Here is a 26,183-nt window from a genome sequence, read left to right as displayed (position 1 = left end):
GATTATTCCTTTCCCGGTCTCGCCGAGTGAAACTGGTAATACTGAGTTTCCAATCTGCCGTTATACAGTTTTCTTCGCCGATCCGCCTTTCGTCCCAAGGACTCTTCCAATTTCTTATCCGTGGTAATCAGGAACAGAGACCAGGTCGGACGGTTCTCCAGAATATCCGCCAGTTTCCGGTAAATCTTCTGAATCTTCTCGTCGTCGCCAATTCGTTCCCCGTAAGGCGGGTTGGTGATGATGATGCCGTGATCCTCCTCGGCACGGAACTTCTTCATGTCCATCTTGCTGATGCGGATATCATCTCCCACACCGGCTTCCTCGGCGTTTTCCCGAGCTGCTTCCACCGCACGCTCATCGATATCAAAGCCTTTAATCAACAGTTCTCCGTCATAGTCCACCTCTTGGAATGCCTTTTTGCGTTCTTCTTTCCACAGGGATTCCGGAATCCAATCCCATTTCATTGCAGCAAAACTGCGGTTCAATCCCGGGGCGATGTTTCGAGCCATCATCGCCGCTTCAATCAAAATCGTTCCGGAACCGCAGCAGGTATCCACCAGCATCCTCGGCGGGTCATTCCGGTATTTCTCCGGCCGCATGGCGCCATCCTTCCAATAGCTGAGCTGAACCAATGCCGCCGCCAGAGTTTCCTTCATCGGTGCTGCCACATCCCGTACTCGATATCCTCGTTTGTGAAGGCCGCTTCCGCTGGTGTCCAGCATTACGGTCACGTGATCCTTTAGAATCGAAAAACGAACCCGGTACTCTGCACCGGATTCTTCGAAACGATCCACGCAATAGAAATCGGAAAGTCGGGATACGATAGCTTTTTTGATAATGCTCTGACAGGACGGCACGCTGTGCAAGGTAGATTTCACCGAGGTTCCCACTACCGGAAAAGCCCCGTCCACCGGAATCCACTTTTCCCACGGAAATCCTTTAATCTGCTGAAAGAGTTCTTCAAACGTTTTCGCATCCAGTTCGCCGATTCGAAGATATACTCGGTCCGCCGTACGAAGCCAGAGGTTGGAGCGGACGATGGCTCGTTCATCTCCTTGATACGTTACTCTTCCGTCTTCGGTTCGGATTACCGTATATCCCAGGTTCTGTATTTCTCTTTTTACTACTGCCTCTAAGCCGAATGTTGCGGTCGCAATTAATTCCAGTTTCATTCTTTCCTCTCACTTCTCATGCCGACACCTTTAGGAGAACAGCTGTTCAAATGTGCAGTCCAGCACGCCTTCAATCTGATGAATCAAAAGGCGGGTGCTCTCTCTGGCTTGATTAATTCTTTCTTTCTTCTGTTCAGTCATGTTTGGTTTCTTCAGGAGATAGTCCATTCGGATGTCAATGCCCACATAGTGGTTTTCTTTTACCGTTCGATCGGCCAAACACAGCACATCAATTTCTTCCAGGTCCTCCACCCGGTGAAACGGCCCATAGGTCATGTGCCGGCGCACCAATTCCGCTTCCTTCGGGAACCCGATTCTTGCCAAAATCTTCCCGCCCTCAATGGCATGCTGATCCCAAGGGCGAACCACATCGTGTACCAATGCGGCACCGTAAACGAGTTTCACATCGATGTGGTATCCGTGCCGGTCCAGCGCCTCCGCCAGAATTCCAGCCACCCGAGCCACCTCGTTGCAATGCCTTTGGACATGAATAGGTGTGTTGTATTCGTCGAACAGCAGATGCTGTTCCCTCTCTGTAATGTACATATCGAACTCTCCTGCTTCTTTACGAAATAATGATACCACACAAAAACAGGGATGTCGAACAGATTCAGTCCACATCCCTGTTTCATCAGGATATTTTTAAACCACTTAAAGTGCGCTTCTATACCGGCAGCGGAGAACTCCCGGCATGGTTCTCCAGTACCTTTTTCAAAGCGGATGCACTGCTGGAATGTGCCCATTCAATGGGAATGCAGTGCCGCTTCGCTTCTGCCGCTGCGCTGTTCATCATTTTGTGAGATACCGTACCGGTAAACATAATCAGGAGGTCCGGGCATCCCATTTTCCGAGCAACGCTTCCCCGTTCCTTTGTGAACACCTTTGCCTCATGGCCGTACTGTTTACAGATTTCCTTATACCGACATTCCATGCATTCGTTTCCGCCGACAATAACCACACTCATGATGTTGCCTCCTTAAAGAATATAGTTAATCGTATCTAACCTCTTATAGTGGTTAGTATAGTCTAACTCACGAGCTTTGTCAACGCTTTTTTGTTTCTTTTCTCAACATTCCTCTATCATTTCTTGTTCAGAAATGTGTTCTATCGTATCATAGTCCTCAATTTCCGCTTCCTTTCGGTGAAGTGCTTCCTGAAGTCCCTGTACTGCGCTGAAGGGCATAAACTGTTTTGCTCTTTTGGCCACCGGCATGGCACTCCGCCGGGATTCATTTTCGTGATGAGCGCTATAAGATTCTTTTTGATTGCGCATCCGCTTCCTTACCTCCGTTCCCTCTTTTGTGTCCTCCAATCTGATTATTTCGTTCCCGCGTCGTGGCGCATTCTTCCAAATCCATTCCTCGGAACATGGCATTCTTTCCAAACTTCTTTCGAACGTCCAGCATCACCTGCTGAATCTGAACGTCTTTTTCCTCCTCGTCTTTCTGTAAGTCACTCCACGTTAACTGGGTACACGGTCCGGCGGATTGCAGGCGATTGCAAGAGATGTTGAATCGCCGAATGGGAATGGCCGGATTCACCACCCTTTCGTATACCCGAATCATTTCCGGAATCCACCTTCCGGAAGAATCGGTGGGTACGGAAAGAGAAGCACTCCCCCGTACAGGCGGTACCGACCACTTGTTGGAATACCCGATGTACACAGTCATGGATGCTGTCTTCTGATGATCCTTCGTCAGCTGCAGGCACAGCTGATCCACCATTTCTTTCAGGATTAGTTTCCCTTCTTCATAACTGTAATCCCGCATCAAGACCTGACCGCTGGTCCGGCTGGTTGTTTCGGCACGATAGTTCTTGATATCCTGCATGGTAACCGGTTCTCTGCCCCAGGCATGATCGTACAGAAGTTCGGCATCGATACCGAAAATGGAATACAGATAGTCCACATCGGTATGGGCCAGCTTTCTCATGGTATCGATGCCGATGTTCTGCAGTTTCGAAGCCGTCTTGTTCCCAATCCGCCAAAAATCCGTCAGCGGTCGATGGTTCCACAGCTGTCTTCGGTAGGAGTCCTCGTCCAGTTCACCGATGAAATCCGGCGCGTTCTTCGCCAAAATATCCAATGCAATCTTTGTCAGATAGAGGTTCGTTCCGATTCCGCAGGTCGCTTGAATTCCCAGCTCCTTTCGGATTTCCTTCATCAGCATCTTTCCGGTTTCCCGAGCCGTCATGCCGTAGGCGGACAGGTACGGCGATACATCCAAAAACGCTTCATCCACCGAATAGACATGGATGTCATCCTTGGAGATATACCGCAGGTAGATTCCATAAATTTCCGCAGAATAGTCGATATACTTCTGCATCCGAGGTTCTGCCATAATATAGTCGATTCCCGGCGGAATTTCAAATACCCGGCACCGATTCTTTACGCCCATGGCTTTCAGTGCCGGTGATACCGCCAGGCAGATGGTCTTATCGCTCCGCTCCGGATCTGCTACCACCAATCGTGTTGTCATGGGATCCAAACCCCGCTCCACGCATTCCACTGAAGCATAGAATGATTTAAGATCAATGCATAGGTATTGCTGCTGTTTCATTATATCGTCCTCTATAAAAATCTCTCTTTTTCATTGTTTGCATCTTCCTTGAATTATCTGAAGAGATAGGATAAAATCAGACTATAGAAGATAGAAATTCTGACAAGGAGGATGTACTATGGATAGAGAAAAAATTGATTATACCATCGCTGTTTCCCAGATCCAGGAACTGGCAAAAATAGATGCGCATTACATGCCGCTTTTGGCAAACGTTTCCGCACTTCTTAACGATATGCTTTCCGACGTGAACTGGGTAGGCTTCTACATCATGAAAAACGATCGGCTGGTTCTGGGACCGTTCCAGGGAAAACCGGCTTGTGTCCACATTAAACCGGGTGAAGGCGTTTGCGGCACTGCCGTTCAAGACAAAAAGACCATCCGGGTAGATGATGTTCATCAATTCCCGGGTCACATCGCTTGTGATACCGCCTCCCGTTCAGAACTGGTTATTCCGTTGTTCAACCGGTACACCGATGTAAACGCTTGTGAAATGCCGCCGGAATTCGCGGTTCGCAATATAATCGGCGTATTGGATATTGACAGTCCGACCGTTGGACGCTTTACCCAAGAGGATCAGGAAGCGCTGGAGAAAATTGTTCGGGCGCTGGAGTCCGTTGTGGTTAAATTCGACCGCAATCGAGATAACAAGAATTAACATCACATCCGCTTGCCGACTTCCGGCAAGTTCACATCAGCATTCATCACCTTTCGGTGCGATAAAGGCAGGCTCATGGGAGCCTGCCTTTATCGTGATATAAATATATGTAGAGCTTTTGATAATTGCGCTTTAAAATCCGTTACGCTTCCACCGGAACAATTAACACATCTCCCGGTTGAATCTCTCCCGGATCCACATCATTAATCTCACAGATTTCCTTCACATGTATTCTCGGGTCGGTACCACTTGGGCAGTTCTCCTCTGCAATTGTCCAAATAGTCTCATTCTCATGAACCACCACCTGACGATAGGTATCAGCAGCTGCGGCTTCCGTGGAGGGACCGAATACTGTAAACAGCAAAGTGGACAATCCCATCACCATAATCAAGATACATACAAAAAAGCGAACCGGCTTCACTACGCGATATCTCCCCATCAGTTTCATAATTATTCTCCCTTCTGCAAGCATTTTCCGGTACCTTAGTCCCCGGATATTGTCATAACCAGATAAGATTTTCAAGTAAGAACATTTGTTCTTCTTTTGATATATGTATTATAATCTCTCGGAAATCGGAAGTCAATAATAAAAAGAACAAATGTTTGTTTTTATTGAGAACAATTTTACCCAATAAAAGGCACCCCCGAAGAACGGTCCGTTCCCCGGGAGTGCCTTATGCACGTACTTCTCGGAAGTGTTTGCAGAATGTTTATTCCGATGATATTATTCTTTTACCAAATCGGCATACTGTGCCTCTGCAGCCCGAATCAAGTCATCCGGCGCCAGTATGATCTGCTCTCCTCTTTTTCCGGCGGAGATGTAAATCCGGTCGAAGAGCATGGCGGTCTCATCCACGAAGGTCGGGAACAGCTTCTTCATGCCGATAGGCGAACAGCCGCCTCGCATGTAGCCGGTAAGTCCCACCAGTTCCTTCACATGAATCATTTCCACTTTCTTCTGCCCCGCTGCCGCAGCGGCCTTCTTCAAATCCAATTCACCGGAGACGGGAATGACGAATACGAAGAGTTCCTTCGTATTGCTTCGAGTTACCAGTGTTTTGAAAATCTCATCCTCCGATATTCCCAGAACCGCTGCTGCGTGATTTCCGGAAAGGTCGGATTCATCATATTCATACTGCCCCGTATCGTATTCAATCTGATTCTGATCCAAAATACGCATGGCATTTGTCTTTGTAATTTTCTGCTTTTTCACGATAATTAATCCTCGTATTCTTCAATTTTCTCAACGATTCGTTCTCGGTTTCGGACGCACCATCCGAACAGAAGGAGCATGATCACCGCGACGATGCCGATCCCGATATAGTTTTTTCTGGCCCAAAAGTATCCGATCAGCAGGCTGCCCAGGATTCCCGGCGACCGCCCCAGCGTGGATACCAGCAGGAACGGTTTCAGTTCAATGTTGGAAATTCCTGCGATGTAGCTCATCAAATCCTTTGGAATTCCCGGAACCAAATAAATCAGGAACACGATGGTCAGCGCCTTTCCGCTGTTCAGCTTCTTCATGTAATTCTGAACCTTCTCTTCCCCAAAGATGATATGCATGGCATCCACTCCCAGGAAATGAGCTAGCCGGTACGTAATCAGACAGCCGATTATTGCACCGATAATGGAAATACAGTACCCGCCGATTACCCCATACATATAACTGGAAGCCAGTTGAATCGGCTGCCCCGGGAGAATACAGATGATAATCTGTATGGCCTGAAGCACGATCAGCACCAGAAAAGAAATCAGGGAATGGCGCGCCAGCCGATCCGGAAGCTGCGACCAAAAGTCGGTGCTCAGCAGCGTATCCCGATAGAACAAAATCAAAATCAGCGGTATCCCGATTAAGATAATTCCCAAAACAAACAGTTTTGCGAATGCGACGGTATTCCTTACCCATCGGATATCTTTTTTATCTTTCTTCTTCGACATCAATAAGGCCTTTCTTCACCATGGTATCCAGGCTCTTGATTATTCCGTAGCGGGCGTGCTCGTACGTCAGTCCGCCCTGAAAATAAGCGATGTACGGTTCTCTCAGCGGTGCATCCGCACTGAGTTCAATAGAAGAACCCTGTACAAAAGCGCCAGCCGCCATGATTACCTGATCCTCGTACCCCGGCATATCCCATGGAATCGGTGTTACATATGCGTCAATCGGAGAAGCGGACTGAATCGCCTGACAGAATGCAATGGTTTTATCCGGATCCTTAAACTGAATGGCCTGCACGATATCACTTCTCTTCGAATATGCCGGCGGCATCACTTCAAAGCCCAAGCCGTCGTACGCCGCTCCGCAGAGCATCGCGCCCTTCACCGCTGCGTTTACCACCTTCGGTGCCAGGAACATACCTTGAAGCACCGAACGGTTCTGGCCAAAGGTCAGGCCGCATTCCGCACCGATTCCCGGACAGGTCAACCGATAGGAAATCCGCTCAATCAAATCGCTTCTTCCCACGATGTAACCGCCAGACAGAGCCAAACCGCCTCCCGGATTCTTAATCAGGGATCCGGCCATGACGTCCACTCCGAAATCCGTTGGTTCTTGAACGTCCACGAATTCTCCATAACAATTATCTACCATGACGATGATGTCCGGACGGAGTCTATGTACAGTTTCTGTGACGATTCGAAGGCTCTCCAGCGGAATCGCCGGCCGCCAGTCGTATCCGGTGGAACGCTGCATGGCCACTACTTTGGTCTCCGGCTGAATCGCATTTACGATTGCATCCAGATCCACATCCATATCTTCGCCCAGCGCAACTTCCCGATACTGAATACCGTAATCCGTCAGCGTTCCGGTAAAATCAGATTCCGGTGCGTCGTTTTTTCCGATTACGGTCTGCAGAGTATCGTACGGCGTGCCCGTCACTTCCAAAAGCTCTTCTCCCGGTTTCAGAATTCCGAACAGAGTGGTGGCAATGGCGTGCGTCCCGTTTACAAGGTTCGGACGAACCAATGCCGCCTCGGTATGGAAGATGGAGGCGTATACCTTCTCCACCGCTTCTCGGCCGACATCATCATATCCGTAGCCGGTATTCCATCCGAAATGCGTGTCGTTGATATTGTTATCCTGGAACGCCTTCAGCACCTTCAGCTGATTGATGGCACAGATTTCATCCATCTCCTGAAAGGAATCTCCCAGCTTTTCCTCCATCCGATCCAAATAATCCAGTATTCCTCGATTAATACCAAAATCGCGAATTAAATGTTCCTTATATATTCTTTCTGCCACTTTCTATTGTTCCGTCCTTTCTTCTTCCCATTCCATACCTTTTACCAGGTCTCGTTTTACATTCATCTTGTGGGATGCGTACAGCTGCGTGGTGGTCACCTGCTCGTGATCCAGAAGCGCCTGTACATCGTAAATGGAATTACCGCGGCCGATCAAACTGGTGGCGGCGGTAGCCCGAAGCTTGTGCGGACTGTATCCCTCTTTTCGCCCGGTATGCAGCGGAATGGATGTGTATTTTTTTACCAATTCCCGGATGGCCCGCTGTGTCATCCGCTTTCCTTGCAGCGAAAGAAAGAGTGCATCCTCATCTCCCTCGTCCTGCACGGTAATTTGATTTCGTTCGTTTTCCAGATAATCCAGAACCACAGCCTCCACGGAGTGGTTGATGGGCATCGTAGATTCTTTTCCCCGCTTTCGGTAGATTCGAAATTCTCCTCTGGAGAAATTAAAAGAAGACACGTTCAGCTGCTGCAGTTCCGACAGGCGCAGACCGTATGTCAGGAAAAGAATCAGAATCGCTTTGTCCCGAAGCTTCGTCTTCTCCCAATAAATGCGTTCCCTATCCGTCAGGTGGGTTCCGCTGCTCACCGCATCCAGCATCACCATCACTTCATCATCCTGAAGCGCCTTGATTTCCTTCTCCCCGGGTCCCGGAACCCGAATGGGATCGAAACCGTCGGTGATATTATTGTCCAGAAGTCCGTCGCGGTACAGTTGCTTAAACATCACGGAGATAGAGGATTTCTTCCGAGAAAGGGTCTTGTTGTTGTTCTCGTAGATGACCGTCCCCTTTTCCGTTTCCACCTTGTATTTCCGACAATAGTCCAGAAATATATTGATATCCATCGCTGTAATCTGATTCAATTCATCCAATGTGACCCGGTCCGGCGTATCCGCTTCCGTCAGTGTGGTTTCCCGCACCAGATATTCAAAGAAAAAATGGATGTCCCGCAAGTAGGCCAGCCGGCTCTGAGGCAATACGTTTCCCTTTAGGTAGATAAAATAAGTTCGAAGAGACCGAGGGAGCGTTTCTTCCAGCTTCTCGCACTCCAAAAAAATCTCATTCTCCTGTTCCACCACGTTGTCCGGCCGGTCACTTTTGTTATGAATTCGATACTCTTTCATGAATTTCCTTCTTTACTCTGCCGAAAGAATCCGATCAACGACTGCACCCACGGATTCATTTCGTTGAATCTCAATCCAATGAATCAGTCCCTCGTAACGTTTCAGCCAGGTGAGCTGTCTCTTGGCATAATGACGCGTATCCTTCATTACCGCCAGGATGGCGTCCTTCAGCTCCGGAATCTCACCGTTGTAGTATGCGAAGAACTCCTTGTAGCCGATGGCTTTCAGCGCCGGTGCCGTTTCGTCGTATCCCATCTCCCGAAGGGATTTAATCTCATCCAAAAGACCGTTCTGAACCAGTTTCAGCACCCGTCGGTTGATTCGGTCGTACAACCACTCCCGGTCCATCGTGATTCCGAACAAACGGAAGTCATATCCTTCCCGCAGGCCGCACGCATTCAGGTCCTGTACGTTAGAGCCGAATTCGTACGCTTCGATGGCACGAATCACCTTTCGGGTATTGTTGGGATGAATTCGTTCCGCCGATTTCGGATCCACCGCCGACAGAACTTCGTACATGTATTCGCCGCCCATCTGCTTCGCCATATCTTCCAGTTCCCGGCGGCGCTTTCCGCCGTCGGCCGGTTCCGCCGCAAAATCCATATCGTACAGCACGGAATTCAGGTACAATCCGGTACCGCCACACAGAATCGGCGTCTTGCCCCTTTCCAGAATATCATCGATGGTCTCCAGTGCCATTTTCTGATACCGCGCCACTGTCATATCCTCTTTCAGATCGATGACGCCGTACAGATGATGCGGCACGGTGCTCATATCCGCCGGACTCGGCTTGGCACTGCCGATATCCAGATATTTGTACAGCTGAATGGAATCGCAATTCACGATTTCGCCGTGAATCCGCCGGGCAAGGTAATTGGCAATTACGCTCTTTCCAACTGCTGTCGGCCCGGCAATAATATAAACTGTTTTCTTCTGTGTCGTCATAATTCTTTCCTTGCTATTTTCTTCTAAAAGATCGTTCAATTTCGTACTTGGATATGCGGATGAAAGTAGGTCGTCCGTGCGGACAGCTGAACGGATTCACGCACTGGGAAAGCCGATCCAGCAGCTCTCGAATTTCCCGTTCCGACAGGTGATCGTTTCCTTTCACCGCCGCTTTACAGGAACGCATAATCAGTTTATCCACCACCGGGGTATTCTGATGCAGATGCACTTCATTTTCTTGAACATCCACCAGATTTCGGGCAAAAGCATCTGCCTCGGTCAAAGTCATATAGGCCGGAATTCCCCGAATGATAAAAGTATTGCTGCCGAAATCCTCAATGGCATAGCCAATTCGCCGAAGGACGTCCATCCATTCCCGTTCACCGAAATACACATCGCCGGATACGTTCAGCAGAATCGGTGTCAGGATATCCTGCGGCAGGTGCGCACCGGTATTGTATTGGCGAACCAGCTTTTCGTACAGAATTCGTTCGTGTGCCGCATGCTGATCCAGAATAAACAGGTTATCCCCCGCCTGAGTGATGATGTAGGTATTAAAAACATATCCCGCCAAAGTCAGATTCTTGAAATCGAAGAGCCGTGTGGTGGCCGGTGCCAAAGGAATCCGATCCGTCTCATCGGCTTCTTCCGACTTCATATCTGACTTCACCGGTTCCGCCGATACCTCTGGTTTTTCCCCGTCGTATTCCGTTTTCGCCTCCTGAACCAAGCCTTTGAAAGCATCGCTCATGCTGTCTCCCGGAACTTGGAACGCCATCTTCATATCATCTTCATGATACACCGTCTCTGTGTTCGGTTTGTGTTCCCGCTTCTTCGCCTGCAGGAATTCCCGGATACCCATCTGCTCTCCGGAAGGTTTTTTTACCGGTTCCTTCGCCACCTCTTCCAGTGAGCCCGAAGAGATGTTTTTTTCCTTCAGCATCGCTTGGGGTACCGCATCTTGAGAATGAATCACTTTCTGCACCGCCGCAGCGATATCTTTCTTGATGTCCCCGGATTCCAGGAATTTGATTTCCTTCTTGTTGGGGTGAATATTCACATCGATGGTTTCCGGAGGTACGGTGATGAACAACAGCGCCACCGGGTATCCGGAGAAAACTCGGTCACCGTATCCATCCATCAGCCCTTTTTCAATGACGTCGCTTCGAACATACCGGCCGTTCACGAAGAAAATCTGACCGCTTCGGTTATTCTTTGTGGTACCGGGATCGGAAATAAAGCCGTGCACGTGCTCGCCCTGGATTTCCATCAGATTGCTGAATTCTTTTGTAGGATACACCCGAGAGATGGCATGAAGATAGTTTCCGTCTCCGTTGGTGGTGAGCACGTTCCGCCCGTTGTTAATCAGTTGGAAGGCCACGTTCGCATAGTACAGGGCCATTTTCTGAACGAAATCGATGATGGCGGAAGCCTCTGCCGCATCGCTTCGCATAAATTTCCGACGCGCCGGGGTGTTGTAGAACACGTCCTCCACCACCATGGTGGTCCCCCCGTTCATGCCGGAGGGTTCCTTCCCGCAAATGCGGCCGCCCTGAATTTCCAGCTTGATTCCCACCGGAGACTCCGCCGTTCGGGTATACAATGTCATTCTGGAAATGGCACAGATGCTGGCCAGCGCCTCTCCGCGAAAGCCCAGGGTATCGATATGTCCCAGGTCTTCCAGTGTCTGAATCTTTCCGGTGGCATGGCGCTCGAAAGCAATTTCCGCTTCCTCCGCCGGGATTCCGCAGCCGTTGTCCGTTACCCGGATGTAGGATTTTCCGCCGTTTCGAATTTCTACCACAATGCTGTCGGCCCCGGCATCGATGGAGTTCTCCACCAATTCTTTTACGATGGAAAGGGGCCGTTCGATGACCTCGCCGGCGGCGATTTTATCCGATATAAAGCTGTCCAGTACTTGTATCATTCTTCTGAATCCTCATCAATATCTTTGATTTCATTCTGTATTTCCTGCAGCCGCACCAGTGCCTGAATCGGAGTCAAGGAATTGATATCCACTCCGCGAATCTCCTTCAGCACATCCTCATACGGCAGAGGCTCTTCGGAAACCCGTTCCGGTTCCGGGGCAACCTCGCTGTCGAAGAAGGAAATCTGGGTGGTCGCCGGCATCGGTGCCGACTGCGCTTCCAACTCCTTCAGTTTTCTCGACGCGCTTTGGCGAATTGCCTTCGGAATTCCGGCAATCTTCGCCACGTGAATGCCGTAGCTCTTGCTGGCCGGTCCGTCGATAATCCGATGCAGGAACACTACATTGCTTCCGTCCTCGGAGACCGATACCGACAAGTTGTGCACCGCCGGAAGATGCTCCTCCAGCACCGTCAACTCGTGATAGTGGGTGGCGAACATGGTGCGCACCCGATGATCGTCCGACGCCAAATATTCCGCCGTCGCCCAGGCAATGGACAGGCCGTCAAAAGTACTGGTACCCCGGCCGATTTCATCCAGGATAATCAGGCTGCGGCGAGTCGCATTCCGCAGGATATTGGCCAGTTCGCTCATTTCAATGAAAAAAGTAGACTGTCCCGATGCCAAATTGTCCGATGCACCGATTCGGGTAAAAACACGATCACATACGCCAATACGCGCCCGACGACAAGGGACAAAGGATCCCATCTGTGCCATCAGCACGATGATGGCAGTCTGACGCATATAGGTGGATTTACCGGACATGTTCGGACCGGTAATCAGAAGAAGGCTCTCCTGTTCCGTATCCATGGCGGTGTTGTTGGACACGAACATGCCGCTTCCAATCATCTGCTCCACCGCCGGATGGCGACCCTCTTCAATCTCAATCAAGCTGGAATCGTCCACCTCCGGCCGGACATAGCCGTTGGCTGTCGCCACATCTCCGAAGGAAACCAGCACATCCAATAAAGCTACGGAAGCAGAGGCTTTCTGCAGCGATCCGATATATGGTTCAATGGATGTCCGGATTTTCCGAAAGATGTCGTATTCCAGCGCATTTATTTTTGCTTCCGCACTCAGAACCAGGCTTTCCTTCTCCTTTAGTTCCGGCGTAATGTACCTTTCGTTATTCACCAAAGTTTGCTTTCGAATGTAATTCTCCGGCACTTTATCCGAAAAGGATTTGCTCACATCCAGATAGTATCCGAACACCTTGTTGAATCCCACCTTGATGGTCTTAATTCCGGTGCGTTCCCGCTCGCTCTGCTCCAGCCCCGCAATCCACTCCTTGGCATCCCGAATGGATTCCTTCAGGTCGTCCAACTCCGAAGAATATCCCGGCCGAATCAGATTGCCCTCGGTGATGATAAATGGCGGTTCTTCCACGATGGATTCCGCAATCATCTGATACAGATCGTCAAAATCATCGATGGAATCCCGGATTTCGGCAAGCAAAGCCGAGGATGCCAGGTCCTCCAAAGTATTTCGAATCTCCGGCAGTGCACCCAGCGTATTTTTCAGCGCCACCAGATCCTTTCCGTTGGCGCGGCCGCTGGCCACGCGGGCACTGAGGCGTTCGAAATCGTAGATTTCCCGAAGGCCCGCCACCAGATTGTTCCGCTCCAGCGGGTGATTTACTACGGCGTCCACCGCTTCCAACCGGGCATTGATCTGCGCCTGATTGTTCAGCGGCTCTTTTATAAATCGCTTTAGCAATCTCCCGCCCATAGCGGTGTGCGTATGGTCCAGCACGCCCAGCAGGGAGCCTTCCTTGTTTTTGTCATATAACGTTTCCAGCAGCTCCAGATTTCGAAGGGTGGAACGGTCCAGCTGCATGTAATTGCTGGATTCTCGAATATCCAAATGCTTGAACTGCTCCATTCGCTGCTTCTGAGTATCCCCCAGGTACAGAAGCAGGGATCCGGAGGCCAGCACCAAGTCCGTTCGGCCGTCCAAATCCAGTGAAATCAGGGAAGATGCCCCGAATTGGTTCATCAGCGTCTTTTCGCACAGCGCCTTCCGGTAATAGGAGGAATCCACCGGATTCAAATAGGTCTGAATCTGCGGATCCTGCAGCGCCGCCAGCACGTTTTCCGGCAACGAGGACTCATCGTAAACGATCTCCTTCGGAGCTATTTTTACCAGTTCGCTGATCAGAGAGTCCAGATCATGGCGATATTCCAGATGCATGCAGGCCAGCTCTCCGGTAGTAATATCCCCGTACGCAATGCCCACCTGTGTCTTCGTGGCGAACACCGATGCGATAAAAATATTTTCGTCATTCTCGGTGGAACCGGCGATGTCTATGGTTCCCGGCGTAATGATTCGAACCACCTCCCGGCGAACCAAGCCCTTTGCCTCCGCCGGATCCTCCATCTGTTCGCAAATGGCCACCTTGTGACCGCGCTCCACCAGCTTGGGAATGTAGGAATCCGCCGAATGGAACGGAACCCCGCACATGGGTGCCCGTTCCTCCAGACCGCAGGCCCGGCCGGTAAGGGTCAGTTCCAGTTCTCGGGAGACGGTTTTGGCATCGTCGAAAAACAGCTCGTAGAAATCCCCCAGCCGAAACAAAATCAGGCAGTCCGGATTCTCTTCTTTAATCTGTAGGTATTGCTGCATCATTGGTGACAATGCCATAATAATCTCCTTTTTCATTCCTTTTTATTCTTTATTCCAATCAGTCCAAATCCGCATGAGCTTCCTGAACCACGTCCGAAATCCGGCTCGCCCATTCTTCAAGAACGGATTCTTCGCCGTTATCCGGAAGTTCACCTTCTGCCTTGCCGGCAAAAAGAAGATATTCGATATTTCCTTTCGTCCCCTTTACCGGTGAGAACGCCAATCCCAGTGGTTCCAGACCATTCTCCGATGCGTAACGGAGAACATTTTCGATGACCTGACGGTGCACCGCCGGATCCCGCACGATACCGTTCTTGCCTACCTGTTCTCTTCCCGCTTCGAACTGCGGCTTAATGAGGCAAACCATGTGTCCCGACGAATCCAAAACCTTCTGCACCACCGGGAACATGTGTTTCACCGAAATAAAAGAGACATCAATGGACACAAAGTCCACCGGTTCTTCGATTAAATCGGTGTCCAAATAACGGATATTGGTTTTTTCCATATTCACCACTCGAGGGTCTACCCGCAGCTTATAATCCAGTTGTCCGTATCCCACATCCAGGGCGTAGACCTTCCGAGCACCATTCTGCAGCATGCAGTCGGTGAAACCGCCGGTGGAGGCGCCCATGTCCATGCACACTCCATCCTTTAAATCGATAGGAAAGCAGTTCATGGCTTTCTCCAGCTTCAATCCGCCGCGGCTCACATACGGGCAAAGCTTCTGCTTAACCGCAAATTCCAGTTCCGGATCGAACTTCTGTCCGGCTTTATCTTCTATCCGGCCGTCTACTGTAACCAGTCCGGCCATGATGGTTCTCTTCGCTTTGTCTCGAGATTCCACCAGACCTTTCTGTACCAAAATGACATCAAGCCTTTCTTTTTTCAAAGTAATCCTCTACCCCCTTCACTACATCTTCCGGAGTCATTGCACATTCTTCTCGCAATTCCGGAATGCTTCCCTGCTCAATAAACTGATCCGGAAGGGCAAAATTCAGAATTCCAAACGCCTTCTCCCGATTCACCCGATTGAATTCATCGGAGAAACCTCCGATGATGGTGTTGTCCTCCAGCGTGACCACCAGTTTCGTCTCCGAATTCACTGCCGCGGCGTCCATCGGTTTTACCACGTTGATTGCCGTAACCCCTGCATCGAATCCGTGCTCGCGAAGAAGTCTCGACGCTTCGATACCGGTATCCAGCATCGCTCCTACCGCCAGAATCGTTACATCCTTACCAACGGAAAGCACCGTATTTTCCCCGGTGAACGGCTTCAGCCTCAGGTGATTTCCCTGGGAAGAACCTCTCGGATACCGAATCGCAATCGGTCCGTCGTATTGATGGACCGCATATTCCAACATCTCTTCCAGCTGATTTCCGTCTGCCGGACAGAGAATTTTCATGTTGGGAATCATATTCAAATAGGACAAATCAAACATGCCGTGGTGGGTTTCTCCATCCGCACCCACCAGGCCGGCCCGGTCCACCGCAAAGACCACATGAAGGTTTTGCAGACAAATATCTTCAATCAGCTGATCGAAAGCACGCTGTAAGAAGGAAGAATAGATGGCCACCACCGGCGTCATGCCGGCCTTCGCCATCCCTGCTGCAAATACAACCGCATGGGCTTCCGCAATTCCCACATCGAAGAACCGCGGTTCAAACTCCTTGTAAAACGGACCCAGTCCAGTGGCCGTTCCCATCGCCGCAGAGATGGCAACGATGGACTCGTCCGCCCGTGCCAACTCCACCAGCTTGTCGCCGAACACTTTTGAGTAGCTCGGTCCGGAAGGTGACGATAATATATTACCGTTATCTGCATCGAATGGAGCGATACCGTGGAATTTTCTCGGATACTTTTCCGACCAATAGTATCCCTTTCCTTTCTTTGTAATGACGTGCACCAGCGTCGGCCCGTCGTACTGATTGGCTGCGGTATAGGCCTCCACCAGAGCCTGGAGATCGTATCCATCTACAGGACCGATATATTTTATTCCGAGATCTTCGAAAAGAACGCCCTGTTCATCCAGCAGCGAGTACTTGATCTTATTTTTGGTATGGGAGATGGTGTCGCTGACCCGCTGACCTACCACCGGAATATTGTCCAGTGCTCCCCGGATGTTTTTCTTCATTCGGGTATAATTTTTTGAAGTGCGCAGGTTGTTCAAATGGCGAGACATGGCTCCTACATTTTTGGCGATGGACATTCCGTTGTCATTTAAAACAATTTTGATATTGGTTCCGGAAGCTCCGATATTGTTCAATGCTTCGTATACCAAGCCGCCGGTCATGGCGCCGTCGCCGATTACCGCCACCACTTGATAATCTTCGTTCCGAAGATCCCGCGCAGTGGCATATCCCATAGCCGCACTGATAGACGTACTGCTGTGTCCCGTGTCATAGGCATCATGAATGCTTTCCCGGGACTTCGGAAAACCGGAAAGGCCTTTATACTTTCGAAGGGTGTCGAAGGCCCCTGCCCTTCCGGTAATGATTTTATGAACGTAGGATTGGTGTCCCACATCGAAGATTACTCGATCCACGGCGGTATCATATACTTTGTGCAGGGCAATGGTGGTTTCCACAATGCCCAAATTGGATGCCAGATGGCCGCCGGTTTTCGAAACCTTCTCCACAAGAAAATCCCGTATTTCCCGGGCCAGAGCTTCCAAGTCCCCGTAGTCGGAGTTCTTTATAATCGATATTAAATCTTCTTTTTCAAGATCGTACAGCATTAGGATTTCCTTCTTTCCAGCTTATGAGCAAGTTCAATGAAGAATTCTGCGGAATCGCCGTATTTCTCCATAAGCGCAACGGCCTTTTCCGTTAAAGAATGCAGTTCGTCCTTGGCCGCCTCCAGCCCCAGGACTGTGGCATAGTTGCATTTGCCGTGATCGGCATCCTTGCCCAGCTTTTTCCCCATCATTTTTTCATCGCCAATCACATCCAGGATATCGTCGGAAATTTGGAAGGCTCTTCCAACCAGTTCCGCATACTGTTCAAAGTCTGTTCGAACCGCCTCCGGTGCATTGCCGATATAGAGGCCGGCCAGAATCGGCGCCTTCAGGAGCGCTCCGGTCTTGTTGGAGTCAATGAAGTTCAGCATCTCTTCGCTGCATTCTTTTCCCTCGTTCTCCATATCCGCTACCTGACCTGCAATCATCCCATGAATGCCGGCATTTCGGGATACTTCCAGCGCCGCCATCACATGGCGGTGGAGTTTTTCCGAATCCTCCTTCAAACCCGCTGCATCCTGCAGCATGATTTCGTGGGCAGTGTTCAGTAATCCGTCTCCGGCCAGAATGGCCATAGCTTCGCCGTACACCTTGTGGTTGGTCGGGTTTCCGCGACGAAGATCGTCATCGTCCATTGCCGGGAGATCGTCGTGAATCAGCGAATAGGTGTGAATGTACTCGATGGCACATGCAAAAGGAAGGGCTTCTTCCGGATTTCCTCCGGCGAAGTCCGCACAGGCCAGCAACAGAACCGAACGCAAGCGCTTTCCGCCGCTTTTCACGCTGTAGTTCATGGAATCCCACAGGACCTGAACCTGCGGCGCGACGGAAGGCAATTTATCCGCCAGATTTTCTTCAATCATGTTTTTATAATAATCGTAATTATTCATGGGAAGAACCCTCCTGCTCATCAAAGATTTCGATTTTCTGTTCGGCTTTTTCCAGCACGGAATTCAGATATTCCGACTCCTTCATTCCGGCATCAAACAGTGCCAGAGCTTCTTCCAACGAAGTAGCCGGTCCGCCGATTCGATCTGCGGCACTCCGGAGATTTTTCATGGATTCGGAAAAACTCTTATCACTCATCGTGTCCCTCCTTGTTCTTACCGGTAACCTGCGCCTTGAAGCGGCCGTTTCGCAGGAGTACCGTATACTCTTCGCCCTCCGATACATTATCGATATCGGAGACGATAGTTCCCGCTTCATTCAGAACTGCGGCGAACCCCCTCTCCAGCACTCGTTTCGGATTTCCCTCCCGAAGCTTAATCAATGCCTGCTCCATCTCATTTCGGGCCTTTTGTACCCGGTTTCTCATATTGGAACAAAGCAGTTGGGTTAGTGATTCAACCATTCTCTTTTCGTTCAGCAATTTAAAACGCAAAGATTCGCTCAGCGCACTGCGGCACTCAGCGATGCGCTTCTGAATTTCATGAACATCCGGCACCGCCATATCCGCCGCCTCGCTGGGCGTTGCCCCCCGGGCATCCGCCACATAATCGGAAATGGATACATCCGGTTCATGACCCACGGCGGAAATAATCGGAATATCCGATTGAAAAATGGCTCTGGCAACGGATTCCTCGTTAAAGGCCGCCAGATCCTCCGGGGATCCGCCCCCTCGCCCTACAATCAATAGGTCAATATGGCGCTTTCCCGATTCGTTCACCCGATTTGCCAAATGAATTCCCTGACAGATGCTGGCCGGCGCATTCACGCCTTGCACATAAGTCGGAAAAATCAAAAGGTTCACGTAATTGTTTTTCTTTAAAATAATTTTCTGTATATCCCGAAGGGCATCTCCCTCCGTGGAGGTGACGACCCCCACGCATTCCGGGAATTCCGGAAGTGGCTTCTTGTATTCCGGTCGGAACAGTCCTTCCGCTTCCAGTTTCTTTTTCAAGGCTTCAAAAGCCGTCTTCGCTTTTCCAACCCCGGCATCTTCCATATAGTGAATTTGGAAAGAATAGGTGCCGCCTTTTGCATACAGCCGAACGGATCCCACCGCAACCACGTTGCGTCCGTCTTCCAGAAGTTCCGGATTAATCTTTGGAAGCTGACTTTTCCAGACCACACTGCGGATGACGCATTGTTCATCCTTCAAGGAGAAATACGCATGTCCTTTCCGAGTTAATCCGGAGATTTCCCCTTCAATGGCCACATTTCGGAGATTGAAATCGCTGTCAATTTTGTTGGCCAGATATTCATTTACCTGTGTCACGCTAACCGGCTTCATTCTTGACTCCTCCGTCCTCCCAGCAGGGAAATTCCTACGGCATTATCTCCGGAAAGCACCGGGTCTCCGAACAGAATGCGGCAGCCATCCCGCTGTTCCTGCCAGAGGACCGCATATTTCCGAAGTGTCTCGCTGGCGGAAACGCCTCCGGCCATTACCACCGTATCCACTTTGTACTTTTGGCTCAGCTGTACTGCGGTGTCGTGAAGCAGCTGCTGAATCCGGTAGAAGATTCCCGGGACAATTTCATCGCCCTTCTCTTCAATGCTCTTCATCACCTGAGTCTCCGTTCCGGACAAGTTAAAGAACCCCTCCTGAATCCGAATTTTCCCCGGAAAGACTGTATACGACCGGCCCATGGCAATTCGGTCTAAATATTTTCCCGCCGGGAAATCGTAACCCAACTGCACACCGGTCCGATCCAAAAGCTGACCCACGCTGATGTCCTTAGTTCCGCCCACAATTTCAACCGCATATCCTTCCCAGGTCCGTTCGCACAGAAGGCACTCCGTCGTTCCTCCGCTGAGATGGAACAGCAGAAAGGGTTTCTGCGGTATTGGCGGCAGCGTGGACAGGATGGCTTCAATATGCCCTTCCTGATGAGAAAAACAGTTCATCGGAACCTGCAGTGCAGAAGAAATCACCGTTCCGGTCTGAACGCCGGATAGGAATACCGGCATATAGGATCCCTCCACATTCCGTGGGCGAGACGATACCGCCACCGATATGATTTCCTTTGGATCTACCGTCTGAAAAGCTTCCTCAATAAAGGAAGGTAGAACCTGGCAATGGTGAAAAAAGGCAACGGATTGCCTCAGACCTCTTTTTCCTTGTTCTACCTTTAGAAATTCGGAGCGCTGATATCGGATGTTTCCATTCTCATCCGTCAGCGCTACCGACGTCTTATAATTAGATGTATCGATTCCCAATACTACTTTAGCCATACTATTTATCCTTGGCAATCTTCCCTAAAACAGAATTGATAAATGCATACGAACGGTCTTCCCCGTATTTTTTCGCCATCTTCACCGCTTCGTCAATGGAAACGCTGTCCGGAATGGCATCCATATAGCAAATTTCTGCAACGGCAATACGGAAAATTGCCAAATCCGTCTTTCCCATTCGGTTCGTTTTCCAACGATCGGAATGAGAATCAATCATCTCATCAATTTCATCCCGGTGATCGCGGATAACGTCCAGGGTCTGAAGAGCCTGCTTTTCTTTCTGAATATGCTCATTCTCGGTAATCAAGGAGATGTTCCGGTAGTCGAAATCGCCCATCACATCCATCTGATATACCACTTGCATCGTCATTTCTCTAATTTCTTCTCTTTTCATAGTACTCGTTACCTGCTCTTTTCAACTCCCTCAATACAGATATTAACTGCTTCGACGGAAATTCCCGTCTCCTTCTCGATGATTTTCTTCACCCGGTTCTGGATGTCGTACGAAAGCTGTGGTATGTTCACCCCATACGCTGCGATGATGTGAATATCCACAGTAACCTTTCCATCCTCATCGTTTACGTGAACACCTTGTGTTTCCGTAATCCTGCCCAGAATGTTCCGGGAGAAGCTTTCCGCAATTCCGGGCGCCATTCGGATAACTCCGGGCAGCTTCATGGTTTCCTGTGCAGCATACCCGGCAATCACGGAATCCTCAATTGTATTCTTTTCTTTGAATTCTTTTGATTTACTCATGAGTTATTTTTATGCATCCTCTGTCGGTTCTTCCGGCAGAATTTCAATTTTCATCTTCTCGATTCGACGATCCTTCACTTCCAGAATGGTGAAGGAGAGGTTTCCGTATTGAATCGGTTTGTATTTCACTTCTTCCTTCGGAATTTCTCCCATCAAATCGATGATAAAACCGCCTACGGTCTCGCTGTTCTCCGATTCCAAATCCACATGAAGTTCATCCGTCAAATCGTCCAAATACACATTGCCATCAACGATAAACTCTGAATCGCTGATTTTCTCGATGACCCGGTCGTCCTCGTCGAACTCATCCGCAATATCGCCCACAATCTGCTCAATAATATCCTCGATGGAAACGATACCGCTGAATCCACCGTACTCATCAATCAGAATGGCCACGTGGTTGGTGCTTTTCTGAAGTTCGATGAACAGTGCATCGATGTTCTTCGTTTCGGGAACGAAATACGGCTCTCGAAGGATTTCCTCAAAATTAACGTTATCGAATCCGTGCTGACTGGCTTGGAACAGATAGTCCTTAATATGCAGGATTCCGATGATGTTGTCCGGATCGTCCCGATAAACCGGAATTCTGGAATAACGCAGTTCCATCAGTTCATCGAAGTACTCTTCTCGGTCGTCGTCAATATCAATCATGAACACATCTGTTCGAGGCGTCATAATCTCATATGCCAGCAAGTCGTCGAATTCGAAAATGCTGTCAATCATCCGATGGGCTTCCTCCTTGATATCTCCGGATTCCTGTCCTCGGTCCAGCATGGACATAACCTTATCTTCCGAGAAGTAGATGTTGTCCACATCCGTGTTCTTCCGAAGTATCAACAGAAATACGTTGGCCAAACACACACATATCTTTACAAACGGCCAGGTGATGTAATACACCAACCGCTGAAAGCCCGCAAATCCAATTCCTGAAGCATTCTGAGACTGAGATGCCAGCTTTTTGGGCAGGATGTCCGCCACGCCGATAAAAGCCACAAAATACAGAATATCCCACAAAATCATCCAATGGTTATCCCCCATTTCCCGTTTCATCAGCGAATGGAAGAGGAAAAAGGACATAATCAGCGTCAGGTAACTCAGAAACAAGTCCGCATAATGGTATTCCGATGGTTTCTGAATGAAACGCATCACCGCCTGAACTCTGCTGTCCTCCGGATCCGATTCGCTCAATTCTTTAATGGTGTTTCGGTCCGTATTATCCAATGAACGTTTTGCCGCTGCCACCAATGCATACACGATGCACAGCAAAGCAATGGTTATAATATATGCATATATAGGTATTTCACTCGTGTCAGATGTCATATCTCTACTTCCTTTTTCTTAAGATCGAATACTTTGCGGGAACTTTCCGGAACGGGATTCTCACTTCCTGCTTCGGATGCGGTGCGCTTTCTATCGCATTCCCGTCTTCATCCTTCATGGAAGGAACCGCTTCCGTATAGAATGGTTCTCCCGGACTCATAATTTCAATCTCATCTCCAACGCAGAACTTGTTCCGCTGCTGTACGATGGTCTCGCCGGTCGCCTCATCTACGCCCAACACCACGCCGATAAAACTGTACTCCCGAACGTAATCGCTGGTAAGGTAATTCTGATCCCGGTTGCTTGGCTTCTGATAAAAGAAGCCGTGGGTGAATTCCCGGTGGCTGGCCTTGCACAGTTCATCGTACCATTCCTGTTTGAACTCGTAATTCTCCGGATCCTTCATATAGCTGTCCAATGCTGCCCGGTATGCGGAAACCACCGTTGCTACATAGTAAGCCGATTTCATCCGTCCTTCAATTTTCAGAGACGTAACGCCGGCATTAATCATATCCGGTAAGCAATCCAGCATGCAAAGGTCCCGGGAGTTCATAATATAACTTCCCCGATCATCCTCTTCAATCGGGAAATATTCTCCCGGTCTTTTTTCTTCCATCAAGTGGTATTTCCACCGGCACGGATGAGTGCACTGTCCCCGGTTCGCATCCCTGCCCACCATATAATTGCTCAGCAGGCATCGGCCGGAGTACGAGATGCACATAGCACCGTGAAGAAAAGCTTCGATTTCGATATCCTCCGGGAGGTGTTCCCGCATCTCTCGGATTTCTTTCAGGCTCATTTCCCGAGCCGCAACGATTCTCTTCACTCCCTGAGATACCCAAAAATTCGCACTCAAGTAGTTTGTGGTATTGGCCTGAGTACTGAGATGAATCTCGGCATTCGGGATTCCATCCTTCACCAGCTGCATGACCCCCGGATCGGATACCAGGAACGCATCGATGGGAATATCCCGTATCTGCTGAATATATTCTTGAAGCGGCAGAATATCCTCGTTGTGAGGATAGATGTTGATGGTCAGATACCCCTTCGCCCCGTGAGTGTGAAGAAATTCCATGGCGTCCTTCATTTCGTCCACAGTCAGGTTTCCGGCCCCGGCACGAAGGCTGAACACCTCTCCGCCGAAGTACACCGCATCGGCTCCGTACCGTACCGCTGTTTTTAACTTTTCCATATCTCCCGCAGGAGCTAACAATTCAATTTTCTGCATAAATTCTATTTTTTATTCTCTTTAATAAGCAACAATCCATCACCACAGCTCAGCAAGGATACCTCTAAATCCTTCCGGCTGTGAACGTATTCCAAAAACTCATTCATTCTTTTTACGCTGGTTCGATGACGGCGCTTTCGGTCTAAAGACAAGTCCACCAGAAAAGCCTTCATCAAAATATTGTCGCAGACAATCAGTGCATTCTTGCTGCACAGCTTCTCTGCTTTTTTGAAGAATTCCATATAATGACTCTTCGCTGCGTCGATAAAAATAAGATCGAAGGGTTCCGTATTTCCGGCTTCGGCATTTTGAATCAGTTCGTCCAGCACAACCGAGCCATCGCCGTGAATCACCTGAATTCGATCGGTCAGCCCCTGCTCCCATATATTATCCACCGCCACTTGATAATTAGTATCCGAAAGCTCCACCGTGGTGATATGGCTCTCCGGAAGGAGGTGTGCAAAAAATATGGAAGAATACCCATACGCGGTGCCGATTTCCAGCACTCGATGGGCGGGCCTCAGGGGTAAAAGCGTGCGAAACAACATCTCCGTTTCTTTTAGAATCAATGGAATCTGATCTGCTTCGCTTTGCTCCCGCAACTTCCCCATCGTGTCATTCCACGGTTGGTAGAATGACACGATGTAGTCTGTCACTTTCTCATTGGTAATGTTCATATGAAAATTCGGCTCCTTCTATTTCTTGTTTTTCTTTGCCAGAGCCTTCTCATATGCCCGGGTATCTTTCTCGAATTTCGAGTAGGATTTGCTGAAATTATGGGAACCGTCCAACTTTTCGCTTACCACGAAATACATGTAGTCTGTTTTTGCCGGGTATAGAGCCGCCTTAATAGATGCCTCCCCCGGAGAACAAATCGGTCCCTTCGGCAAGCCGGAGTGAATATAAGTGTTGTACGGAGAATCAATCTTCGTGTCCGCCACGGACAGAACCGGTTTCGCTTTTCCCAGAATATACTGCACCGTGGAGCACATCTGCAGATTCATGCTGTCGTCTAATCGATTGTAGATGACGCTGGCAATCTTCGGGCGATCCTCATCCACCTGCGCTTCCTTTTCAATGATGGAAGCGATAATGATAATCTGATTCTCGGTATACCCCAGCTTTTTTGCCCTGGCTTTGTATTCGTCTGTAAAAACAGTATCGAATTGATTCAGCATAGTTGTAATAATCTGCTCTTCATCCGCTTTTGGTGCAACCTGATAGGTACTTGGGAAAAGATATCCTTCCAGATGATTCTTCCCCTTCTGGGCATCTTTCAAGAAACCAAAATCACTGTAGGCGTCGGAATTCTGCGCAGCCTCCAGGAACTTCTTTTTATCTACCAGTCCATCTTTGGCCAGAGTCTCCGCCACCGTCTCGATAGTGGATCCCTCCGGAACTGTAAAGGAATTGGTGGTTTCTTTTCCGGATACGATGACCTTTGCAATATCGCTGCACGTCATGCTCGGCGAAACGGAATATACCCCTGCCTTGTAGTTGGAATCGTAGTGCCAGATTTTGGAGCAAATCTTATATCTGGTAGTACTGCGAATGACACCTGCGTCTTTCAGTGCGTTGGCGATATCATCGGTCGTCGCACCTTCTTCAACTGTGACGTCAATCAGCGTTGCGTTGCTTCGGTCCAGCGGCTTGTTCAATGTGGACAAGAGCACGCTGGATCCGATAATCAGCGCAAATATAATCGCCAGTATTACCATTGCTTTTTTGATTGCTTTTTTCATAACAGCCCTTTGCTAATACCCGATATTTGGAAAAAATAAACTATTTGGAACGTCCCAGATAATCACCGGTTCTGGTGTCAATCTGAATCTTTTCTCCTTCGTTGATGAAGATCGGAACCTGGATTACGGCACCGGTTTCAACGGTTGCAGCCTTTGTAACGTTGGTTGCGGTATCACCCTTCACGCCCGGCTCGGTTTCGGTTACTTCCAGGTCAACGAAGTTCGGAGCTTCTACGGTGAATGCGTTGTCTTTGTAAAACTTAACGGTAGCGGTATCGTTCTCACGGATGTATTTGATGGCATCCTCTACCAGGTCGTAGGTCAGCGGAATCTGATCGTAGGTTTCCTGATCCATGAAGTAGTACAGTTCACCGTCATTGTACAGATACTGCATCTGCTTCGTCTCAATGTGAGCCTTCGGGAACTTGTCGTTCGGGTTGAACGCTTCTTCTCTGGTCGCTCCGGTCAGAATGTTCTTATACTTTGTACGAACAAATGCGGCACCCTTTCCCGGCTTAACGTGCTGGAAATCCACTACAACATGTGGTTCGCCATTCATTTCAAAAGTAACACCTTTTCTGAATTCACCTGCGCTGATCATAATTGTTTCTCTCTTTCTTTAAAAATCTTTAAAAATAACTTATAACATTGACTTAATATTGATGGCATCTGCCAGGATTTCACTCACATCCTTCATCATGATGGAGAATCTCGCTTCCGCCTGCAGATACTGTGCTGCCTGAGGCTTTGCCGTAAGCATGGTGACCATAGACTGAATCTGTCCCATCAGTTCCGAATCCAGTTTTCCTTCTGCCATCTGCTTCGTCTGCAGTTGAATTTGTTTCATCTGCAAATCCTTCAGCATCGCGCTGAGCTGCGGATCTTGGTCCACTTCCTTCTTTAAACGGTCGAATTCCTTGAATTCGTTGCTTTCCTTAATTGCCTGGGCAAGATCGTGGGCTTCTTCGTAAACGTTCATCGAAA

General features: G+C 49.3%; 27 protein-coding genes. 1 reads left to right on the top strand and 26 read right to left on the bottom strand.

Annotated features, from left to right (window positions below; genetic code table 11):
• Positions 1-2: 2 nt before the first annotated feature.
• The 4 genes from PUE40_RS06260 to PUE40_RS06245 all read right to left on the bottom strand — a co-directional run bounded on the left by PUE40_RS06260 (position 3) and on the right by PUE40_RS06245 (position 3,730).
• Positions 3-1,172 (bottom strand): THUMP domain-containing class I SAM-dependent RNA methyltransferase, encoded by a 1,170-nt coding sequence (locus PUE40_RS06260; protein WP_277672226.1) that lies wholly within the window; start codon positions 1,170-1,172, stop codon positions 3-5.
• Between the two features lie 30 nt (positions 1,173-1,202).
• The gene (locus PUE40_RS06255; protein ID WP_206157261.1) at positions 1,203-1,718 is read right to left on the bottom strand and encodes an HD domain-containing protein; all 516 of its coding nucleotides are present in this window, start codon (positions 1,716-1,718) and stop codon (positions 1,203-1,205) included.
• 118 nt (positions 1,719-1,836) lie between these two features.
• Complete coding sequence (locus PUE40_RS06250) at positions 1,837-2,136, bottom strand: DUF2325 domain-containing protein (protein WP_154553589.1); 300 nt, start codon at positions 2,134-2,136, stop codon at positions 1,837-1,839.
• A gap of 283 nt (positions 2,137-2,419) precedes the next feature.
• Positions 2,420-3,730: a Y-family DNA polymerase gene (locus PUE40_RS06245; RefSeq protein ID WP_277672225.1), complete on the bottom strand. Its 1,311-nt coding sequence runs from the start codon at positions 3,728-3,730 to the stop codon at positions 2,420-2,422.
• Between the two features lie 118 nt (positions 3,731-3,848).
• On the opposite strand from PUE40_RS06245, the gene PUE40_RS06240 reads away from it, so the two are divergent.
• Positions 3,849-4,385 carry a GAF domain-containing protein gene (locus PUE40_RS06240; protein ID WP_154553587.1) on the top strand — a complete coding sequence of 179 codons (537 nt, stop codon included), beginning with the start codon at positions 3,849-3,851 and terminating at the stop codon, positions 4,383-4,385.
• 142 nt (positions 4,386-4,527) lie between these two features.
• On the opposite strand, the gene PUE40_RS06235 is transcribed toward PUE40_RS06240, so the two are convergent.
• From PUE40_RS06235 to PUE40_RS06130, 22 genes are all read right to left on the bottom strand, one after another.
• Positions 4,528-4,833, bottom strand: coding sequence for a LysM peptidoglycan-binding domain-containing protein (locus PUE40_RS06235; RefSeq protein WP_206157259.1), 306 nt, complete (start codon positions 4,831-4,833; stop codon positions 4,528-4,530).
• Positions 4,834-5,109: 276 nt separating this feature from the next.
• Entirely contained in the window at positions 5,110-5,598 is a 489-nt protein-coding gene (gene ybaK, locus PUE40_RS06230; protein ID WP_330618745.1) for a Cys-tRNA(Pro) deacylase, read from the bottom strand.
• A gap of 5 nt (positions 5,599-5,603) precedes the next feature.
• On the bottom strand, positions 5,604-6,323 hold the full coding sequence (locus PUE40_RS06225; RefSeq protein WP_277672224.1) for a TVP38/TMEM64 family protein: 720 nt from the start codon (positions 6,321-6,323) through the stop codon (positions 5,604-5,606).
• Positions 6,304-7,623: a methionine gamma-lyase family protein gene (locus PUE40_RS06220; RefSeq protein ID WP_277672223.1), complete on the bottom strand. Its 1,320-nt coding sequence runs from the start codon at positions 7,621-7,623 to the stop codon at positions 6,304-6,306. The genes PUE40_RS06225 and PUE40_RS06220 overlap by 20 nt, the downstream gene beginning before the upstream one ends.
• A 3-nt stretch (positions 7,624-7,626) precedes the next feature.
• On the bottom strand, positions 7,627-8,748 hold the full coding sequence (locus tag PUE40_RS06215) for a tyrosine-type recombinase/integrase (protein ID WP_277672222.1): 1,122 nt from the start codon (positions 8,746-8,748) through the stop codon (positions 7,627-7,629).
• Positions 8,749-8,760: 12 nt separating this feature from the next.
• Positions 8,761-9,693, bottom strand: a complete 933-nt coding sequence (gene miaA, locus PUE40_RS06210; RefSeq protein ID WP_154553583.1) for a tRNA (adenosine(37)-N6)-dimethylallyltransferase MiaA — start codon at positions 9,691-9,693, stop codon at positions 8,761-8,763.
• Between the two features lie 13 nt (positions 9,694-9,706).
• Positions 9,707-11,620, bottom strand: coding sequence for a DNA mismatch repair endonuclease MutL (mutL, locus tag PUE40_RS06205; protein ID WP_154553582.1), 1,914 nt, complete (start codon positions 11,618-11,620; stop codon positions 9,707-9,709).
• Positions 11,617-14,259 carry a DNA mismatch repair protein MutS gene (gene mutS / locus PUE40_RS06200; RefSeq protein WP_277672221.1) on the bottom strand — a complete coding sequence of 881 codons (2,643 nt, stop codon included), beginning with the start codon at positions 14,257-14,259 and terminating at the stop codon, positions 11,617-11,619. The genes mutL and mutS overlap by 4 nt, the downstream gene beginning before the upstream one ends.
• Before the next feature lie 40 nt (positions 14,260-14,299).
• The gene (locus PUE40_RS06195; protein ID WP_154553580.1) at positions 14,300-15,130 is read right to left on the bottom strand and encodes a TlyA family RNA methyltransferase; all 831 of its coding nucleotides are present in this window, start codon (positions 15,128-15,130) and stop codon (positions 14,300-14,302) included.
• On the bottom strand, positions 15,111-16,976 hold the full coding sequence (dxs, locus tag PUE40_RS06190; protein WP_277672220.1) for a 1-deoxy-D-xylulose-5-phosphate synthase: 1,866 nt from the start codon (positions 16,974-16,976) through the stop codon (positions 15,111-15,113). Before dxs ends, PUE40_RS06195 begins: the two co-directional genes overlap by 20 nt.
• Positions 16,976-17,866 (bottom strand): polyprenyl synthetase family protein, encoded by an 891-nt coding sequence (locus tag PUE40_RS06185; RefSeq protein ID WP_277672219.1) that lies wholly within the window; start codon positions 17,864-17,866, stop codon positions 16,976-16,978. Before PUE40_RS06185 ends, dxs begins: the two co-directional genes overlap by 1 nt.
• Entirely contained in the window at positions 17,859-18,062 is a 204-nt protein-coding gene (xseB, locus tag PUE40_RS06180) for an exodeoxyribonuclease VII small subunit (RefSeq protein WP_277672218.1), read from the bottom strand. Before xseB ends, PUE40_RS06185 begins: the two co-directional genes overlap by 8 nt.
• Positions 18,055-19,209, bottom strand: a complete 1,155-nt coding sequence (gene xseA, locus PUE40_RS06175; protein WP_154553576.1) for an exodeoxyribonuclease VII large subunit — start codon at positions 19,207-19,209, stop codon at positions 18,055-18,057. The genes xseB and xseA overlap by 8 nt, the downstream gene beginning before the upstream one ends.
• Positions 19,206-20,153 carry a tRNA (adenosine(37)-N6)-threonylcarbamoyltransferase complex transferase subunit TsaD gene (locus PUE40_RS06170; protein ID WP_277672217.1) on the bottom strand — a complete coding sequence of 316 codons (948 nt, stop codon included), beginning with the start codon at positions 20,151-20,153 and terminating at the stop codon, positions 19,206-19,208. The genes xseA and PUE40_RS06170 overlap by 4 nt, the downstream gene beginning before the upstream one ends.
• A gap of 1 nt (position 20,154) precedes the next feature.
• Complete coding sequence (nusB, locus tag PUE40_RS06165; protein ID WP_277672216.1) at positions 20,155-20,547, bottom strand: transcription antitermination factor NusB; 393 nt, start codon at positions 20,545-20,547, stop codon at positions 20,155-20,157.
• Positions 20,548-20,555: 8 nt separating this feature from the next.
• Positions 20,556-20,909 carry an Asp23/Gls24 family envelope stress response protein gene (locus tag PUE40_RS06160; RefSeq protein ID WP_277672215.1) on the bottom strand — a complete coding sequence of 118 codons (354 nt, stop codon included), beginning with the start codon at positions 20,907-20,909 and terminating at the stop codon, positions 20,556-20,558.
• A gap of 9 nt (positions 20,910-20,918) precedes the next feature.
• Complete coding sequence (locus PUE40_RS06155; protein ID WP_277672214.1) at positions 20,919-22,229, bottom strand: hemolysin family protein; 1,311 nt, start codon at positions 22,227-22,229, stop codon at positions 20,919-20,921.
• Between the two features lie 4 nt (positions 22,230-22,233).
• The gene (locus PUE40_RS06150; protein ID WP_277672213.1) at positions 22,234-23,457 is read right to left on the bottom strand and encodes a peptidase U32 family protein; all 1,224 of its coding nucleotides are present in this window, start codon (positions 23,455-23,457) and stop codon (positions 22,234-22,236) included.
• Between the two features lie 5 nt (positions 23,458-23,462).
• Positions 23,463-24,134 (bottom strand): O-methyltransferase, encoded by a 672-nt coding sequence (locus PUE40_RS06145; protein ID WP_277672212.1) that lies wholly within the window; start codon positions 24,132-24,134, stop codon positions 23,463-23,465.
• An 18-nt stretch (positions 24,135-24,152) separates the two neighbouring features.
• Positions 24,153-25,199, bottom strand: coding sequence for an endolytic transglycosylase MltG (gene mltG, locus PUE40_RS06140; RefSeq protein ID WP_277672211.1), 1,047 nt, complete (start codon positions 25,197-25,199; stop codon positions 24,153-24,155).
• A 40-nt stretch (positions 25,200-25,239) separates the two neighbouring features.
• A complete protein-coding gene (gene efp / locus PUE40_RS06135; protein ID WP_154553568.1) occupies positions 25,240-25,800 on the bottom strand; it encodes an elongation factor P in 561 nt (186 codons plus the stop codon).
• Positions 25,801-25,839: 39 nt separating this feature from the next.
• Complete coding sequence (locus PUE40_RS06130) at positions 25,840-26,178, bottom strand: YlbF/YmcA family competence regulator (RefSeq protein WP_277672210.1); 339 nt, start codon at positions 26,176-26,178, stop codon at positions 25,840-25,842.
• Positions 26,179-26,183: the final 5 nt, after the last annotated feature.

Source organism: Mogibacterium kristiansenii (assembly GCF_029224645.1).
Classification (GTDB): domain Bacteria; phylum Bacillota; class Clostridia; order Peptostreptococcales; family Anaerovoracaceae; genus Mogibacterium_A; species Mogibacterium_A kristiansenii.
This window is presented reverse-complemented; position numbering and strand designations above follow the sequence as displayed.

Excerpts from the sequence above, each read along its gene's own strand:
- PUE40_RS06260 (WP_277672226.1), bottom strand. The coding sequence starts at position 1,172 with ATGAAACTGGAATTAATTGCGACCGCAACATTCGGCTTAGAGGCAGTA.
- PUE40_RS06255 (WP_206157261.1), bottom strand. The coding sequence starts at position 1,718 with ATGTACATTACAGAGAGGGAACAGCATCTGCTGTTCGACGAATACAAC.
- PUE40_RS06250 (WP_154553589.1), bottom strand. The coding sequence starts at position 2,136 with ATGAGTGTGGTTATTGTCGGCGGAAACGAATGCATGGAATGTCGGTAT.
- PUE40_RS06245 (WP_277672225.1), bottom strand. The coding sequence starts at position 3,730 with ATGAAACAGCAGCAATACCTATGCATTGATCTTAAATCATTCTATGCT.
- PUE40_RS06240 (WP_154553587.1), top strand. The coding sequence starts at position 3,849 with ATGGATAGAGAAAAAATTGATTATACCATCGCTGTTTCCCAGATCCAG.
- PUE40_RS06235 (WP_206157259.1), bottom strand. The coding sequence starts at position 4,833 with ATGAAACTGATGGGGAGATATCGCGTAGTGAAGCCGGTTCGCTTTTTT.
- PUE40_RS06225 (WP_277672224.1), bottom strand. The coding sequence starts at position 6,323 with ATGTCGAAGAAGAAAGATAAAAAAGATATCCGATGGGTAAGGAATACC.
- PUE40_RS06215 (WP_277672222.1), bottom strand. The coding sequence starts at position 8,748 with ATGAAAGAGTATCGAATTCATAACAAAAGTGACCGGCCGGACAACGTG.
- miaA (WP_154553583.1), bottom strand. The coding sequence starts at position 9,693 with ATGACGACACAGAAGAAAACAGTTTATATTATTGCCGGGCCGACAGCA.
- mutL (WP_154553582.1), bottom strand. The coding sequence starts at position 11,620 with ATGATACAAGTACTGGACAGCTTTATATCGGATAAAATCGCCGCCGGC.
- mutS (WP_277672221.1), bottom strand. The coding sequence starts at position 14,259 with ATGGCATTGTCACCAATGATGCAGCAATACCTACAGATTAAAGAAGAG.
- dxs (WP_277672220.1), bottom strand. The coding sequence starts at position 16,976 with ATGCTGTACGATCTTGAAAAAGAAGATTTAATATCGATTATAAAGAAC.
- PUE40_RS06185 (WP_277672219.1), bottom strand. The coding sequence starts at position 17,866 with ATGAATAATTACGATTATTATAAAAACATGATTGAAGAAAATCTGGCG.
- xseB (WP_277672218.1), bottom strand. The coding sequence starts at position 18,062 with ATGAGTGATAAGAGTTTTTCCGAATCCATGAAAAATCTCCGGAGTGCC.
- xseA (WP_154553576.1), bottom strand. The coding sequence starts at position 19,209 with ATGAAGCCGGTTAGCGTGACACAGGTAAATGAATATCTGGCCAACAAA.
- PUE40_RS06170 (WP_277672217.1), bottom strand. The coding sequence starts at position 20,153 with ATGGCTAAAGTAGTATTGGGAATCGATACATCTAATTATAAGACGTCG.
- nusB (WP_277672216.1), bottom strand. The coding sequence starts at position 20,547 with ATGAAAAGAGAAGAAATTAGAGAAATGACGATGCAAGTGGTATATCAG.
- PUE40_RS06160 (WP_277672215.1), bottom strand. The coding sequence starts at position 20,909 with ATGAGTAAATCAAAAGAATTCAAAGAAAAGAATACAATTGAGGATTCC.
- PUE40_RS06155 (WP_277672214.1), bottom strand. The coding sequence starts at position 22,229 with ATGACATCTGACACGAGTGAAATACCTATATATGCATATATTATAACC.
- PUE40_RS06150 (WP_277672213.1), bottom strand. The coding sequence starts at position 23,457 with ATGCAGAAAATTGAATTGTTAGCTCCTGCGGGAGATATGGAAAAGTTA.
- PUE40_RS06145 (WP_277672212.1), bottom strand. The coding sequence starts at position 24,134 with ATGAACATTACCAATGAGAAAGTGACAGACTACATCGTGTCATTCTAC.
- mltG (WP_277672211.1), bottom strand. The coding sequence starts at position 25,199 with ATGAAAAAAGCAATCAAAAAAGCAATGGTAATACTGGCGATTATATTT.
- efp (WP_154553568.1), bottom strand. The coding sequence starts at position 25,800 with ATGATCAGCGCAGGTGAATTCAGAAAAGGTGTTACTTTTGAAATGAAT.
- PUE40_RS06130 (WP_277672210.1), bottom strand. The coding sequence starts at position 26,178 with ATGAACGTTTACGAAGAAGCCCACGATCTTGCCCAGGCAATTAAGGAA.